Annotated in this window: 14 protein-coding genes; 5 read left to right on the top strand and 9 right to left on the bottom strand. The window is 71.7% G+C overall.

Annotated features, from left to right (window positions below; genetic code table 11):
• Positions 1-219: 219 nt before the first annotated feature.
• From ligA to ACIP82_RS19885, 6 genes are all read right to left on the bottom strand, one after another.
• Positions 220-2,643, bottom strand: a complete 2,424-nt coding sequence (gene ligA / locus ACIP82_RS19910; protein WP_400654788.1) for an NAD-dependent DNA ligase LigA — start codon at positions 2,641-2,643, stop codon at positions 220-222.
• A gap of 22 nt (positions 2,644-2,665) precedes the next feature.
• Positions 2,666-3,694 (bottom strand): methionine synthase, encoded by a 1,029-nt coding sequence (locus ACIP82_RS19905; RefSeq protein ID WP_400654753.1) that lies wholly within the window; start codon positions 3,692-3,694, stop codon positions 2,666-2,668.
• 103 nt (positions 3,695-3,797) lie between these two features.
• On the bottom strand, positions 3,798-6,071 hold the full coding sequence (locus ACIP82_RS19900; RefSeq protein WP_363610765.1) for a right-handed parallel beta-helix repeat-containing protein: 2,274 nt from the start codon (positions 6,069-6,071) through the stop codon (positions 3,798-3,800).
• A 214-nt stretch (positions 6,072-6,285) separates the two neighbouring features.
• Positions 6,286-6,975, bottom strand: a complete 690-nt coding sequence (locus tag ACIP82_RS19895) for an SDR family oxidoreductase (RefSeq protein WP_400654750.1) — start codon at positions 6,973-6,975, stop codon at positions 6,286-6,288.
• Between the two features lie 13 nt (positions 6,976-6,988).
• On the bottom strand, positions 6,989-7,519 hold the full coding sequence (locus ACIP82_RS19890; RefSeq protein ID WP_363610761.1) for a TIGR00730 family Rossman fold protein: 531 nt from the start codon (positions 7,517-7,519) through the stop codon (positions 6,989-6,991).
• A 68-nt stretch (positions 7,520-7,587) separates the two neighbouring features.
• Positions 7,588-8,067 (bottom strand): NUDIX domain-containing protein, encoded by a 480-nt coding sequence (locus ACIP82_RS19885; RefSeq protein ID WP_363610806.1) that lies wholly within the window; start codon positions 8,065-8,067, stop codon positions 7,588-7,590.
• A 17-nt stretch (positions 8,068-8,084) separates the two neighbouring features.
• On the opposite strand from ACIP82_RS19885, the gene ACIP82_RS19880 reads away from it, so the two are divergent.
• The 4 genes from ACIP82_RS19880 to ACIP82_RS19865 all read left to right on the top strand — a co-directional run bounded on the left by ACIP82_RS19880 (position 8,085) and on the right by ACIP82_RS19865 (position 10,872).
• On the top strand, positions 8,085-8,864 hold the full coding sequence (locus ACIP82_RS19880; protein ID WP_400654747.1) for a GntR family transcriptional regulator: 780 nt from the start codon (positions 8,085-8,087) through the stop codon (positions 8,862-8,864).
• A gap of 138 nt (positions 8,865-9,002) precedes the next feature.
• Positions 9,003-9,452 carry an ATP-binding protein gene (locus ACIP82_RS19875; RefSeq protein WP_363610757.1) on the top strand — a complete coding sequence of 150 codons (450 nt, stop codon included), beginning with the start codon at positions 9,003-9,005 and terminating at the stop codon, positions 9,450-9,452.
• Complete coding sequence (locus ACIP82_RS19870; RefSeq protein ID WP_400654745.1) at positions 9,449-9,688, top strand: hypothetical protein; 240 nt, start codon at positions 9,449-9,451, stop codon at positions 9,686-9,688. The genes ACIP82_RS19875 and ACIP82_RS19870 overlap by 4 nt, the downstream gene beginning before the upstream one ends.
• Positions 9,685-10,872 carry a methyltransferase domain-containing protein gene (locus tag ACIP82_RS19865; protein ID WP_400654743.1) on the top strand — a complete coding sequence of 396 codons (1,188 nt, stop codon included), beginning with the start codon at positions 9,685-9,687 and terminating at the stop codon, positions 10,870-10,872. The genes ACIP82_RS19870 and ACIP82_RS19865 overlap by 4 nt, the downstream gene beginning before the upstream one ends.
• A gap of 46 nt (positions 10,873-10,918) precedes the next feature.
• Here ACIP82_RS19865 and mnmA read toward each other — a convergent pair whose 3' ends face one another.
• Both mnmA and ACIP82_RS19855 read right to left on the bottom strand, forming a co-directional pair.
• On the bottom strand, positions 10,919-12,055 hold the full coding sequence (gene mnmA / locus ACIP82_RS19860) for a tRNA 2-thiouridine(34) synthase MnmA (RefSeq protein ID WP_363610753.1): 1,137 nt from the start codon (positions 12,053-12,055) through the stop codon (positions 10,919-10,921).
• A 47-nt stretch (positions 12,056-12,102) separates the two neighbouring features.
• On the bottom strand, positions 12,103-13,287 hold the full coding sequence (locus ACIP82_RS19855) for a cysteine desulfurase family protein (protein ID WP_363610751.1): 1,185 nt from the start codon (positions 13,285-13,287) through the stop codon (positions 12,103-12,105).
• 167 nt (positions 13,288-13,454) lie between these two features.
• Here ACIP82_RS19855 and ACIP82_RS19850 point away from each other — a divergent pair, with 167 nt between their 5' ends.
• A complete protein-coding gene (locus tag ACIP82_RS19850) occupies positions 13,455-14,210 on the top strand; it encodes an IclR family transcriptional regulator (RefSeq protein WP_363610749.1) in 756 nt (251 codons plus the stop codon).
• Here ACIP82_RS19850 and ACIP82_RS19845 read toward each other — a convergent pair.
• Entirely contained in the window at positions 14,146-14,805 is a 660-nt protein-coding gene (locus tag ACIP82_RS19845; RefSeq protein WP_363610747.1) for a trimeric intracellular cation channel family protein, read from the bottom strand. The two genes, ACIP82_RS19850 and ACIP82_RS19845, sit on opposite strands and share 65 nt — an antisense overlap.
• Positions 14,806-14,912 lie beyond the last annotated feature (107 nt).

Here is a 14,912-nt window from a genome sequence, read left to right as displayed (position 1 = left end):
GCGGAGAACCGGCTCAGCCGGTGCCCCCACCCCTGCTGACACTCTGTTGCGCTCAAGGGTATTCCCGGGCCCACCCGGTGGGCAGACTTTCGGACAACCGGAAAAGCGCCACCGCGCTCCGGTGCCGCACGGTGACACAATGCCCGCCTTCACCGTGCGGCACCTGATGACGGTGCATCAGGACGATAACAAGACAAATCCCGGGCTTCCGCGCGCGGGTCAGCCCTCGACGGGCTCCTCCGCCGCGGGCTCCTGTCCGGCGGCCTCCGCGCCGAGGTCCGCAGCGAGGTCGGCAGCGAGGTCGGCCGCGCCGCCGGCCGTGACGTCCGCCGCAGGCTCCGCCGCGGCCTTCGCGGCGCGCTTCTTCGCGGGCGCCTTCTTCACCGGCTCCTCGACCACGGGCTCCGGCGGCAGGCCCAGGTGGACCCGGGCCGCGGCGGAACCCTGCTCCAGCAGGACGGCGAAACCCGCGTCGTCGAGGACCGGCAGCCCGAGCTGGACCGCCTTGTCGTACTTGGACCCGGGATTGTCCCCGGCGACCACGAAGTGGGTCTTCTTCGAGACCGACCCGGTCACCTTCGCGCCGCGCGAGGTCAGTGCCTCCTTGGCGCCGTCCCGGGTGTGGCCGGTCAGCGTGCCGGTGACGACGACGGTCAGGCCCTCCAGCGGGCGCTCGGCCTCCTCCTCGGGGGCCTCCTCGGTGAAGCGGACGCCGGCCTCGCGCCACTTCTCCACGATCTCCCGGTGCCAGTCCACCTGGTACCACTCGATGATCGACCGCGCGGTGCCCGTGCCGACGCCGTCGGTCGCGGCCAGCCGCTCCTCGCCCGCCGCGAAGATCGCGTCCAGGTCGCGGAACTCCCGGGCCAGGTCCTGGGCCGCGACCGGGCCCACGTGCCGGATCGAGAGGCCGTTGAGGAAGCGCCAGAGCGGGCGGTCCTTGGCCTTCTCGATGTTGTCGAGCATCAGCCCGGTGTTCTTCTTCGGCGCCCCGGTGGTGGTGGCGAAGAAGAACACCTCCTTCTCCTCACCGGTCTCGTCGTCGAGCTTGGGCATGCCGGTCTTCTGGTCGCGCACCAGCACCTTGATCGGCAGCAGTTGCTCCACCGTCAGGCCGAAGATGTCGCCCTCGTTCCCCACCGGCGCCCCGACCGGCGCCAGCGGCTGGGTCAGCGCGGTGGCCGCGACGTAGCCCAGGCCCTCGATGTCCAGCGCCGAGCGCCCGCCGAGGAAGGCGATCCGCTCGCGGATCTGGGCCGGGCAGAACTGGGCGTTGGGGCAGCGCAGGTCGATGTCCCCCTCGGCCATCGGCCGCAGCTCCTCGCCGCACTCGGGGCAGTGCGAGGGCATCACGAACGGCACCTCGTCGCCGTCCCGCAGGTCGTAGACCGGGCCGAGAATCTCCGGGATGACGTCGCCGGCCTTGCGCAGCACCACGGTGTCGCCCAGCAGGACGTCCTTGGCCTTCACCACGTCCTGGTTGTGCAGCGTCGCGTACTGGACCATCGAGCCGGCCACCTTGACCGGCTCGGCCAGCACCGCGTACGGGGTGGCCCGGCCGGTGCGCCCGATGCCGATCTTGATCTCGGCCAGCTTGCCGGTGACCTCCTCCGGCGGGTACTTCCAGGCGATGGCCCAGCGCGGGGACTTGGAGGTGGAGCCGAGCCGGCCCTGCAGGGCGATCTCGTCCACCTTGACGACCACACCGTCGATCTCGTGCTCGACCGAGTGCCGCTGCTCGCCGAAGTGCTTGATGAAGGCGCGGACCTCCGCCAGCGTGCCGACCACCTTGTTGTGCCGGGCGGTGGGCAGGCCCCAGTCGTGCAGCAGCTGGTAGGCGTGCGACTGGTTGTCGATGTCGAAGCCGACCCGGGCGCCGATGCCGTGCACCACCATGTGCAGCGGGCGGGCGGCGGTGATCAGCGGGTCCTTCTGGCGGAGCGAGCCGGCGGCGGCGTTCCGCGGGTTCATGAAGAGCCGGATCATCGCCCGGGGGCGCTTGCCCTCCTTGGCGCGCTCCTCGTTCTCCAGCCGGCGGCGCTCGTTCTCCTCCGCGAAGGAGGCGTTGAGCGCCTCGAACGCGTCGGTCGGGAAGTACACCTCGCCGCGGATCTCCACCAGCTCGGGGATGTCGTCGCCCTTGAGCCGGTGCGGGATCTCCTTGATGGTGCGGACGTTGGCGGTGATGTCCTCGCCGACCCGGCCGTCGCCGCGGGTCGCCGCCTGCACCAACTGGCCGTTCTCGTAGGTGAGGTTGACGGCCAGGCCGTCGACCTTGAGCTCGCAGAGGTAGTGGTAGTCGATGCCGGCCAGCTCGGCGGCGACGCGTTCGGCCCAGGCGGCCAGCTCGTCGTCGTCCATCGCGTTGTCCAGGCTGAGCAGCCGCTCCCGGTGCTCGACCGGGGCGAACAGCACGGTGGGCGCGCCGCCGACCCGCTGGGTCGGGGAGTCCGGCGTCACCAGCGCCGGGTGCTCGGCCTCCAGCGCCTCCAACGCCCGCATCAGGGCGTCGAAGTCGGCGTCGCTGATGATCGGCGCGTCCTGCTCGTAGTAGCGGGCGCGGTGGTCCTCGATCTCGGCCGCCAGCTCGGCGTGCCGTCTGCGGACCTCCGCCGGGATCTCCTCCCAGCCCTCGACAGCCACCACCGCAAGCCCTCCTACGTTCTCATTCCGGGTTGTCCACCAGGCTCTGGGCCGCCCGCACGCTCAGTGACAGCGCCTTGCGCGCACCGGCCGGGGAGGCCCCGGCCAGTCCGCAGGTGGGTGTCACCAGCACGCGCCGGCCCAGCAGCTCCGGGGCGAACCCGAGCCTGCGCCACAACGTCCTGACACCCTGGACCATACCGGCCGGGTCGGACACTGCCGTTGATTGAGAAACGGGCAGGTCAACGGCGGGCACCAGACCCGCGAGGATCATCGTGCCGGCCTCGACCGCCTCGCCGAGATCGTCGTCCGCCCGGTCGGTGAGAAGCGTGAAGTCCAGCGAGATCCCGGCCACTCCGGCCCGGCGCAGCAGCGGGATCGGTACCCGCGGCGCGCAGCAGTGCACCACCACGGGGGCGTCGAGGCCCCGGATCACCTCGCGCAGCACCTCCTCGGCGACCTGGCGGTCGACCGAGCGCAGCCGCTGGAAGCCGCTGGCGGTCTTCACGTCGCCGGCCAGCACGGCGGGCAGCGAGGGCTCGTCGAGCTGGAGCACGACCTCCGCCCCCGGGATGCGCTTGCGGACGTCGGCGAGATGGCGGCGCAGGCCCTCGGTGAGCGAGCCGGCGATGTCGCGGCAGGCGCCGGGGTCGGCGAGCGCCTTCTCGCCGTGCCTGAGCTCGATCGCGGCGGCCAGCGTCCACGGCCCGACGGCCTGGACCTTGAGCGCGCCCTGGTAGCCCTGGGTGAACTCCTCCAGCGCGTCCAGGTCCTCGCCGAGCCAGGAGTGGGCGCGCCGGGTGTCGCGGCCGGGGCGGTCGGTGAACCGCCAGCCGCTCGGCTCGGTCTGCGCGAACAGCTCGACCAGCAGGCCGGCTCCGCGTCCGATCATGTCGGCGCCGGGGCCGCGGGCCGGCAGTTCGGGGAGGAACGGCAGCTGTTCCAGCGCCCCGGTGGAGGTCTTGGCGGCCTCCCGCGCGTCGGTGCCGGGCAGCGATCCGACGCCGGTGGCGGCGCCGCGCAGGTCGGGGAAGGAGTGTCCGTTGCTCACCCCGGAAGCGTACGAGATCCGGAGCGCCGACGGCCCCGGCACCGAGCGCTGGGCTCGGTACCGGGGCCGCTCAGGAGAAACGCCAGGCTCAGTACGCCTGGTGTCAGTACGCCTGGTAGCCGAACAGGTCGACCACGATGTGCGCCGGGGCGCCGCTGGAGTTGCGGATCGTGATCCTGCCGTCCTTTACCGGGACCACGACCTGGTTGGCGATGGTCTCGCCGGCCTCGAAGTTGACGTTCGAGGTGTCCGGCAGCGTGTCACCGTGCGGGTACACGGTGAGGAAGCCGGCCTGCTGGGGTTCGGTCACCGTGACGTTCAGGGTGACCGCGGCGACGTTCGGGATGTCGAACGGGATGTCCACGGTCTCGCCGGCGAGGACCGGTGCGGCCGGACGGTCACCCATCTCGTAGTAGGTGTGCTCACGGGTGTCCAGGACCCGGACCGGTCCGGCCTGCCGGTAGGAGACCTTGCCCTCGTCGCTGTAGTAGCCGGCGAGGTCGGCGACCACGTGCGTGGTGCCGCCGGAGGCGTTGTGGAAGGAGACCTTGCCGTCCTTGACCGGCACCGTCACCAGGTTGGCGATGGTGCGGCCGGCCACCCAGTTGAGGTTCGAGGTGTCCGGCAGCGTGTCGCCGTGCGGGTAGACGGTCAGGAAGCCGGCCTGCTGGGGCTCCGTCACCGTGACGTTCAGCGTCACCGCGGTGACACCACTCGCCGGGATGCCACCGACGCCCGCGACCTGGAGGTCCACCGTGCCGTCGGCCGGGACGGCCTGCTTCTGCGGCACACCGACCGCCTCGCGAGTGTCCAGCAGCCGGGTCGGGCCCTGCGCGTGGAACAGCGAGCCCTTGGCACTGTGGTAGCCGGCCAGGTCGGCGATCACCTGCACGGTGCCGCCGGAGGAGTTGCGGAAGGAGACCTTGCCGTCTTTGACCGGCACCGTCACCAGGTTCGGGATCGTGCTCCCCGCCGCCCAGTTGAGGTTCGAGGCGTTCGGCAGTTCGTCGCCGTGCGGGTAGACGGTCAGGAAGCCGGCCTGCTGGGTCTCCGTCACGGTCACGTTCATGGTCACGGCGGTGAGACCCTCGGCCGGGATGCCGGCCATGCCCGCGACCTGGAGGTCCACCGTGCCACCGGCCGGGACGGCCTGCTTCTGCGGCACACCGACCGCCTCGCGAGTGTCCAGCAGACGCGTCGGACCGGCCGGCGTGAACGCGGAGCCGATGTCCAGGTGCTCGTACGCGCCGCGGTCGCGGTAGCCCTTGCCCGTCCCGGTGTTGGGCACCGTCGGGTCGTCGACGGGCGCCCAGCCACCTCGGTCGGTCGCCAGTATGCCGGGGGCGGTCTCGTCGGCCGAGTCGATCGTGTGGTCGATCGGCGCGTTCGGCCCCTTCGGGACGTAGGTCGGGGCGACGAAGTCGTGGACGCCCTGGCCGCCGCTGCCCGCGGTGAAGCCGGCCTGGCTGGTGTAGGCGACACCGGCCCAGTTGTAGGCGGCGGCGCCACTGATCGGGTCGACGACGTTGTAGTCGACCTTGGTACCGGCCGTGGCGCTCTGGGCGACGGTGATCCCCGTGGCCCTGCCGGGCGTTCCGCACGCCTTGGTCCGGTAGTCCGCCGTGTTCACCACGTTGTTCTCGACGACCGCACCGCCCGAGGAGCCGTCCAGCACGATGCCGGCGAAGCAGGACGAGTAGACGGTGTTGCTCACCACGGTGGTGCTCGGGGCGTCCTTGACCAGGATGCCGGTCATGTCGTTGACGTTGTTGGCCCGGACCACGTTGGTGGTCAGGACCGTCCCGGTGGACCCGCCGTCGACCTGGAACACCGGGCCCGGCAGGTAGTCGAAGTCACCGCGACCGTAGACGACCCGGTCGGAGCCGTTGGTGATCCGGACGCCGCCGCCCCAGGCCGAGACGTTGGTGAAGGAGACGTCGTGTCCGCCGTCGACCACCACGGCCGGCCGTTGGTAGGCGCCGAGGCTCAGGTTCTCGAACCTGAGGTGATCGGCTCCCCGGACCACGAGGGCGCTGTCCGGGTGGTTCGGGGCTCCACCGGTGAGGTTGGCGGGGCCACCGGGCGAGTACTGATGGGCCGGGCCGCGGAAGGTGATCGGGGCATCGGCCGTACCGGAACGGGTCACGATCACCGCGGTGTCGTTGTAGGCGCCGGCGGCGATCTCGACCGTCTGCCCGGGCTGGACGACCGCGGCCGCCGCGGCCACGTGGCAGAACGGGGCGGCCTGGGTGCCGCTGCCGCCGTCGGTGCAGTTGGCACCGGCGGCGTTGTTGACGTAGAGCGTGCCGGCCGCAGCGGACGCGCCGACCGTTCCGACGGCCGGCAGGCCTATCGAGCCGATCAGCACCGCGCCCACAGCCAGTGCTGTGCGAGTTCTGGAAATTGGAGGCCCCCCTGGGCGAAAAGCCGGACGATCCGGCGGGACAGCCCTCAGGACGCCTGATCCGCCGGAGGGCGAACGGATGATTCCACAGGGGGTTCCGCGACGCCACCGATAAATGGGGGGCGGGAACAGGAAGTCGGACCGGCCGACTCCCTGCTCCCGGGCATGGTGCCCGGCCCTAGCGGCCCTAGCGGCCCGGGCGGACGGTGATCTCGGTGATCTCGGCGTCGCGCGGCAGGTCGATGGCGGTGAGCAGGGCCTTGACCACGGACTCGGGGGCGATCCAGCGGTCGCCGTCGTACTCCTTGCCCTCCTGCTGGTGCACCTTGACCTGCATCGCGGTGGCGACCCGGCCGGGGAAGACCGAGGTGACCCGGACGCCGTGCTCGTGCTCCTCCAGCCGCAGCGAGTCGGCGAGCGCGCGCAGCCCGTGCTTGCTGGCCGCGTACGCCCCCCACTCGGCACTGGCCCGCAGCCCCGCACCGGAGTTGACGAAGACCACATGGCCCTTGGCCAGCCGGACCGAGGGCAGCAGCAGCCGGGTCAGCTCGGCGGGGGCGACCAGGTTGACGGCGAGGGTGTCCTGCCAGGCCTTGACCGGCAGGTCGCCGATCTGGCCCAGCTCGACGACGCCGGCGATGTGCAGCAGGGAGTCCAGCCGGACCGGCAGCTCCTGGTGGCCGAGGGCCCAGGAGAGCTTGGCCGGGTCACCGAGGTCACCGACCAGCGTCCGGGCCCCGGGGAAGCGCTCCCGCAGTTCGGCGGCCCGGCGGGCGTCGCGGGTCAGCAGCCAGAGGTCGTCCCCGCGTTCGGCGAGGCGCTCGGCGACGACGGCGCCGATGCCGGAGCCCGCGCCGGTGATCAGATGGGTAGCCATGTCCCCGATCCTCTCAGGCGCCGGTCTTGAGCTGCTCGAAGACCTCGGCCGGGGTCCCGGCGAAGCCGATCAGGTCGCCGAGCGGCCGGGGCAGGAAGCCCTCGGCGTCCATCCGCTCCAGCTGGGTGCGCAGGCCCGCGTAGAAGCCCTCGGTGTCCAGGACGACGACCGGCTTGTCGTGCAGCGCGTGCTTCTTGAGCTCCAGCACCTCGGTGACCTCGTCCAGCGTGCCGAGGCCGCCGACCAGGACGACGACCGCGTCCGCGCGCGTCAGCAGCTGGGCCTTGCGCTCGGCGAGGTCGCGGGTCATCACCAGCTCGTCGGCGCCCTGGTAGACCTTGTCGGCCAGCAGGTCGACCGAGACCCCGACCAGCCGGCCCCCGGCGGCCTTCACCCCGTCGGCGAGCAGCCCCATCAGGCCGGTGTGGGAGCCGCCCCAGACCAGCGTGTGGCCCCCCTCCCCGAGCAGCCGGGCGAACTCGGCGGCGGGGTCGGTGTAACGGTCGTCCAGGGAGTACGCGGAGCAGAAAACACAGATATTCATAGTGCGTCCGGTCTATCACGAGCCTGGTGCTCGGCTCAGCCGCTTATCCGGACGGCCTGGCGGCTCGCTCATCGGACAGTGTGTTCACCGATCAAGTGACGACCGTCGTGTGTGCGGACGCTCGGTGCGGCGTCTTCCCGGAGCGCGTCCAGCATCCGCACCGCGTACACCTCGGCCATGCGACCGGACACTTCGGCCGGCGTGAGCCAGTCGACCTCGATCGACTCGTCCGAGAGCTGTTCGCTCCCGCCCTCGGGGCGGCAACGAAAGACCAGGGCGACGATCCCCCGGTTCATATTCTTGTAGACGCCGGTCAGCCGCTCCACACCGACCTTGATCCCGGTCTCCTCGTAGATCTCGCGCCGCACGCCGTCCTCGATGGCCTCCGTCAGCTCCAGAACGCCGCCCGGAGGCTCCCAGGTCCCGTTGTCGGCCCGGCGAATCGCCAGCACCCGGCCGTCCCTTCGCACCACCGCCCCGGCAACGGACACCGAGTGGAGCTGCGTTGACTGGGACTTCCCGGCGCTGTTACTCATGTGCAGGAGAATAGGAGCCCTGAAGGACTATGGCGAGTGATGACGTGGCCTCGTCGGCCAAGGCGAAGTACCTGCAGATCGCGGACGACCTCGCCGCGCAGATCAAGTCAGGGGGCCTCGCGCCCGGGGCGGCCGTGCCCAGTGAAGCCGGGCTCATGCAACGGTACGGAGTCGCGTCCGGCACGGTCCGCAAGGCCGTCGCCGAACTCCGGACGGCCCAGCTGATCGAGACGCATCACGGTCGCGGCTCCTTCGTCCGCTCGCGTCCGCCGGTTCAGCGCCAGTCCTCGGACCGGTTCCGCCGCGCCCACCGCAATGCCGGCAAGGCCGCCTACCTCGCCGAGGCGGAGGCGACCGGCGGCGTCCCGTCCGTGACGGTGCTGTTCGTCGGCCCCGCAGAGGCACCCTTGGAGATCGCCGAGCGGCTGAGCCTCCCTGCGGGGACCCAAGTGCTGACACGCAAGCGCCGGTACTTCCGTGACGGTGTGCCGACCGAAGAAGCCATGTCGTACCTGCCGTGGGACGTGGTCAAGGACATCCCGGAAGTCTTCGCCGAGAACCCCGGCGGCGGCGGCATCTACGCCCGCCTCGAAGAACACGGCCATGTTCTCGCCGAGTTCACCGAGTCCGTACGGGCCCGGCTGGCGACCAAGCCCGAGACCGCGGCACTGGCGCTGAGCCCCGGTTCGCCGGTAATCCATCTCGTTCGGAACGCGATCACCACGGACGGCCGCGTGGTAGAGGTGTGCGACACCATTATGGCCGCTGACCAGTTTGTTCTGGACTATCGCTTCGCGGCCCGCGACTGACGCACGATCAACTCCTCCAGCCCGCCACAGGATTCTTCTTGTGGCGGGTTGACTCATGTACAGGAGTAGGGCACTCTTCTACTCGTCACTCCTGCACATAAGTACAGGATGGTGCACCATCTAGAGGAGATAGCCGTCATGGCCACATTTCCCACGTCGTGCGCGCCGCTGGAGGCTCGCGCGCCTCTCGACACCGGATTGACGCCGGTTCTGACGACAGATGAAGTGCTGCTGCCCTACCGGCCCGAGTCCGCGAGCCAGGCCCGAAAGCTGGTCCGGCGCAAGCTGACGGAGTTGGGGCTGTCCCACCTCATCGACTCGGCCGAGTTGGTCGCCAGCGAACTGGTCACCAACGCGGCGAAGACGGGCTGCGGTCTCCACATAACGGTCACCATCCAGCGAGTCGCAGACGCAACCGTGCGGATCTCGGTCCGCGACGGCTCGCGATCCCTACCGGTGCTGATCCGCGCTTCCGACGACGACGAAGGCCACCGTGGCCTCAGCCTCGTCCACCAGCTGACGGCCGGCCGGTGGGGAGTCACCGTCGAACCGTTCGGAAAAGTCGTCCACGCCGACATCACGCAGTGAGTGGATCACCTGCGGCACAGCACTCCGGCGACCTCGCAGCCGCCTCGGACAACCACAGCCAGGCCCCCGAGCCCGGCGAGACGCGGGCCTCTCGACTTCGGGACCGTCTACGCCGTGTCGGCGGCGGCGAGGGGCAGCACGCGGGCAAGAAGGACCCGGGTGCGGCCAAGCCGTCCGCCGACGGGGCGCGGCCGACGCCCGAGCCGAAGCACAAGAAGGACGACGGCAAGAAGTGACGAACCCCGCGCACCAACCGGAGCAGGCCGCCGTACGCGGCCTGCTCCGGGCCATCGGAGAAGAACTCGGCGGCCCTGTCCCCTCCGAGTGGAAGGCCGCGATCAAGGCGGTTCCACGTCACCGGTTCCTGCCGGAGAGAATCTGGCTGGAGACCGGTACAGGAACCTACAGACCGTGCGACCTCCAGGCCGACCCGAACCGCTGGTTCGGGTCGGCCTACTCCAACGTTCCTGTTGTCACCCAGATCAACGACGGCAGGGAGCCTGACGACCCGGCCGACCTCTGGCCGTCCTCCTCGGCCTCGGCGCCCTCGATCGTGGTCAGGATGCTGCGCGACCTCGAGTTGCGGCCTGGGATGAACGTCCTGGAGATCGGCACCGGCACCGGCTGGAACGCGGCACTCCTGGTCCACCGCCTCGGTGCCGGATACGTGGCCTCGGTCGAGGTGGACCCAGAGGTCGCCATGCAGGCCTGGGCCTCGCTGAACGCGGCGGGCCTGAATGTGGAGCTGGTCTGCGGGGACGGCGCACAAGGCTGGAGTGTGCGACAACCGTACGACCGGATCATCTCGACCTGCTCGGTCCGGAGGGTGCCGCAGGCATGGATCGAGCAGACCGAGCCAGGCAGCATCATCCTCACCCCGTGGGACAACCCCATGCTCTGCTGGGGACTGCTCAAGCTCACCGTCGGACGTGACCGAACGCACGGGCGCTTCAGCCCGCACTCGGCGTTCATGCTGATGCGGAACCAGCGCCAGGATCTGCGGATCTTCCGCGACGTCGTCCACGATGACCATCAGCCTGACGAGTCCCACACCACCCTGGCTCCATCACAGGTGACCGGAGACCACTGGGAGGCCCGCTTCGCCCTCGGCCTCAAGCTCGGCGATGTCTGGACCGCGTGGGACCACGAACCCGACATCGACGGGGTCGCCACCCGTCTGTGGGTGGCGACCCCGGATACCCGATCGTGGGCGGCGGTGGACCACGACGGCGGGCAGAGCAACCGATTCACCGTCTGGCAGCACGGCCCGCGCCGGCTCTGGGACGAAATCGAGGCAGCCTACCGATGGTGGGAACAGCACGGCCGGCCGCAGCCCGAGCGCTTCGGGCTGACGATCATCGGAGCCGAGCAATGGGTCTGGCTTGACCAACCGACCGGGCTGATCCGGACGCTGCCATAGAGCGGGCGGGCCGGGCGGAGCCCGCCGGCCCGCCCGAAGCATTGCCTTACGCGCGGACGGCCGGGCGTTCGGTGGTGGCGATGGTGGCGGAGCCGACCACCCGGGTGCCGTCGTACAGCACCACGGCCTGGCCGGGGGCGATGCCGCGCACCGCGCTGTCCAGCCGGACCCGCAGCTCCCCGTCCACCACGGCGGCGGTGACCGGCACTTCCTCGCCGTGGGCGCGCAGCTGGGCGGTGTACCGGCCCTCGGCCGCCGCCTCGGTGCCGCACCAGCGCGGGCGGATCGCGGTCAGCGCCGTCACGTCCAGGCCCTCCAGCGGGCCGACCGTGACGGTGTTGTTCACCGGGGAGATGTCCAGGACGTAGCGCGGCTTGCCGTCGGCGGCCGGGCGGCCGATCCGCAGGCCCTTGCGCTGGCCGATGGTGAAGCCGTAGGCGCCGTCGTGCTCGCCGAGCTTGGTGCCGTCCGCGTCGAGGATGTCGCCGGTGGCGGTGCCGAGGTGCCTGGCCAGGAAGCCCTGGGTGTCGCCGTCGGCGATGAAGCAGATGTCGTGGCTGTCCGGCTTCTTGGCGACGGCCAGGCCCCGGCGCTCGGCCTCGGCCCGGATGACGTCCTTGGTGGTGTCGCCGAGCGGGAAGAGCGAGTGGGCGAGCTGGTCGGCGTCGAGCACACCGAGCACGTACGACTGGTCCTTGGCGGCGTCGACCGCGCGGTGCAGCTCGCGGCGGCCGTCCGGGAGGTCGACGATCCGGGCGTAGTGGCCGGTGCAGACCGCGTCGAAGCCGAGCGCGATCGCCTTGTCCAGCAGCGCGGCGAACTTGATCTTCTCGTTGCAGCGCAGGCAGGGGTTGGGCGTGCGGCCGGCCGCGTACTCGGCGACGAAGTCGTCGATCACGTCCTCGCGGAAGCGCTCGGCGAGGTCCCAGACGTAGAACGGGATGCCGATCACGTCGGCGGCCCGGCGGGCGTCCCGGGAGTCCTCGATGGTGCAGCAGCCGCGGGCACCGGTGCGGAACGACTGCGGGTTGGACGAGAGGGCCAGGTGCACGCCCGTCACCTCGTGCCCCGCTTCGGCGGCGCGGGCCGCGGCGACGGCGGAGTCGACCCCGCCGGACATCGCCGCGAGCACGCGCAGGCGGCCAGTGGACGGAACGGTCGGAGCACCCGGGAAATCAGTCATGATGCCAACAAGGGTACGTGCTCACCGCGAACGCGCGGCCGGGTTTCCTACCGCCGGGCGGCGGCCGCGAGACCGGCGTTGCGGGCGCGCTGGACGGCGGGCGCGATGGCGGCGGCCAGCGCGGTGACGTCCTCCCGGACGGAGGTGTGGCCGAGCGAGAACCGCAGCGAGGAGCGGGCCAGCACCGGGTCGACACCCAGCGCCAGCAGCACGTGGCTGGGCTGCGGCACCCCGGCCGAGCAGGCCGAGCCGGTGGAGCACTCGATGCCCTGGGCGTCGAGCAGCATCAGCAGTGCGTCGCCCTCGCAGCCGGGGAAGGAGAAGTGCGCGTTGGCGGGCAGCCGGCCCCCGGCCGTCGGGTCACCGTTGAGCACCGCGTCCGGGACGGCGGCCAGCACGGCGGCGACCAGTTCGTCCCGCAGCGCGCCGAGCGCCTCCTGGTGCTCCGCCCGGCGTTCGACCGCGATCGCCGCGGCGGCCGCGAAGCCGGCGGCGGCGGGCGCGTCCAGGGTGCCGGAGCGGACGTCGCGCTCCTGGCCGCCGCCGTGCAGCAGCGGGACGGGCGCCGCCCCGCGGGACAGCAGCAGCGCGCCGATGCCGAACGGGCCGCCGATCTTGTGGCTGGTGACGGTGAGCGCGGTGAGCCCCGACTCCGCGAAGGAGACCGGGACCTGGCCGAGCGCCTGCACCGCGTCGGCGTGCGTCGGGATGCCGTACTCGGCTGCCACGGCGGCGAGTTCGGCGATCGGCTGGACGGTGCCGACCTCGTTGTTGGCCCACATCACGGTGACCAGCGCGACCGAGGAAGGGTCCCGCTCGATCGCCGAGCGCAGCGCCTCCGGGCGCACCCGGCCGACGGCGTCGACCGGCAGGTACTCGACCTCGGCGCCCTCGTGCTCGGAGAGCCAGTGCACCGCGTCCAGTACGGCGTGGTGCTCGACCGGGCTGCAGAGCACCCTGGTCCGGGCCGGGTCGGCGCCGCGCCGGGCCCAGTACAGCCCCTTGACCGCGAGGTTGTCGGACTCGGTGCCGCCGCCGGTCAGCACGATCTCGCTGGGGCGGGCGCCCAGCGAGTCGGCGAGCGACTCGCGGGCCTCCTCGACCACCCGGCGGGCCCGGCGGCCGGACGCGTGCAGGGCTGAGGCGTTGCCGACGACCCCCAGGTGCGCCGTCATCGCGGCGATCGCCTCGGGCAGCATCGGCGTGGTCGCCGCGTGGTCCAGGTATGGCATAACCATCCGATTGTAGAGGGCCGCCGAGGGGCGGTCAGGCCATTGCCCCGACTGTGCCGCACCGTTGGCCGAACGGGACCCAAAGCCCGTGGGGTGGTTGGCCTGTCGCTCGGGGAAGCGGTTAGCCTGACGGCCACTGCAATCGGCCGGACGGGACTGGGGGCGGAATGTCGCAGTCGGTCGACCGCGCGCTCACCATCCTCGGCTCCCTCGGCGACGGCCCGGTCACCCTCGAACAGGCCGCGACCGGCATCGGGGTGCACAAGTCCACCGCGCTGCGGCTGCTGCGCACGCTGGAGGAGCACGGCTTCGTCCACCGCCAGTCCGATCTGCGCTACCGGCTCGGCGGCCGGCTGCTCTCGCTCGCGCACCGGGCGCTGGAGGAGATCGACGTCCGGCAGGTCGCCGCGCCGCATCTCGCGGCCCTCAACGAGCGTTGCGGCTTCACGGTCCAGCTGGCCGTGCTGCAGGACGGCGAGGTGCTGTACCTGGACGAGCTGGCCGGCCGCTGGGACGGCGCCGCGGCCCGGCCGTCCCGGATCGGCCGGCGCGCCCCGGCGGCCGGGACGGCGATCGGCCGGGTGCTGCTGGCCGGCCTGCCGGAGGACGGCGCCCGGGAGGACGGCCTGCCCGCCGAGCTGGCCGCCGTGCGCCGCCAGGGCTGGGCCGCGGAGTCGGCCGAGCACCGGGAGGCGGTGACCTGCGTGGCCGCCCCGGTGGCCGGCAGCGGCGGGCAGGCGGTCGCGGCCTGTGCGGTCAGCGCCCCGGCGGACCGGGTGCCGGCCGCCGAGCTGGCCCGGCTGCTGCCGGAGCTGCTCTGCACCGCCGAGGCGATCTCGCTCGCGTACGGCGGCTCGCCTACTCCTCGCTGGTGCGAGAACCGTTGCGGTGCCAGGCCCGGGGGGCGCGCCAGCCGAACCTGAGGGCGCACATCCGCAGCACGAACGCGGTCAGCGCGGCCGTCGTGCCGGTCACCGCGGTCAGGCGGTCGAGGCCGATCAGCGCCGCCACCAGCGCCGCGCCGACCAGGGCCGGGACGGCGTAGATCTCCCGGTCCCAGCGGAGCAGCGAGGGGATCTCGCCCGCCAGCACGTCCCGCATCACGCCGCCGCCGGCCGCCGTCACCATGCCGAGCGCCACCGCGGCCACCGCACCGAGCCCGTAGTCGTGCGCCTTGGCGGTGCCGGTGACGCAGAACAGCCCGAGGCCGAGCGCGTCCAGGGTCTGCACCGCCCGGTTGATCCGTTCGACCTCCGGGTGCAGGAAGAAGACCACCAGGCCGGCCACCAGCGGCGTCGAGAAGTAGCCGAGGTTGGAGAACGCGGCCACCGGTGTGGCCCCGATCACCAGGTCGCGCATCACACCGCCGCCCAGCGCGGTGACCTCCGCCAGCACACAGATCCCGAAGATGTCCATGTTCTTGCGCACGGCGAGCAGCCCCCCGGAGAGGGCGAAGACGAAGATGCCGACGAGGTCCAGCGTCTGCTGCACGTCGGAGGGGAAGATCTGCGAACTCACCGTCCCATGTGTACCCGATGCGCCGGGCGGGCCCGGGCAATGGTCACGGGCAATGGTCACAGTCGGGCCACGAAGCGCCTCCCGGGGCGCCGTCGGCACCACTCGAA

The sequence above is a fragment of the Kitasatospora sp. NPDC088548 genome, assembly GCF_044753005.1.
Lineage (GTDB): Bacteria > Actinomycetota > Actinomycetes > Streptomycetales > Streptomycetaceae > Kitasatospora.
Note: the sequence above shows the minus strand (reverse complement) of the source record. Positions and strands in the feature narration are given on the sequence as shown.

What these genes read in the sequence shown, in the direction of transcription:
- ACIP82_RS19895 (WP_400654750.1), bottom strand. Translation starts at nt 6,975, where the DNA reads ATGGCTACCCATCTGATCACCGGCGCGGGCTCCGGCATCGGCGCCGTC.
- ACIP82_RS19890 (WP_363610761.1), bottom strand. Translation starts at nt 7,519, where the DNA reads ATGAATATCTGTGTTTTCTGCTCCGCGTACTCCCTGGACGACCGTTAC.
- ACIP82_RS19880 (WP_400654747.1), top strand. Translation starts at nt 8,085, where the DNA reads ATGGCGAGTGATGACGTGGCCTCGTCGGCCAAGGCGAAGTACCTGCAG.
- ACIP82_RS19875 (WP_363610757.1), top strand. Translation starts at nt 9,003, where the DNA reads ATGGCCACATTTCCCACGTCGTGCGCGCCGCTGGAGGCTCGCGCGCCT.
- mnmA (WP_363610753.1), bottom strand. Translation starts at nt 12,055, where the DNA reads ATGACTGATTTCCCGGGTGCTCCGACCGTTCCGTCCACTGGCCGCCTG.
- ACIP82_RS19855 (WP_363610751.1), bottom strand. Translation starts at nt 13,287, where the DNA reads ATGCCATACCTGGACCACGCGGCGACCACGCCGATGCTGCCCGAGGCG.
- ACIP82_RS19850 (WP_363610749.1), top strand. Translation starts at nt 13,455, where the DNA reads ATGTCGCAGTCGGTCGACCGCGCGCTCACCATCCTCGGCTCCCTCGGC.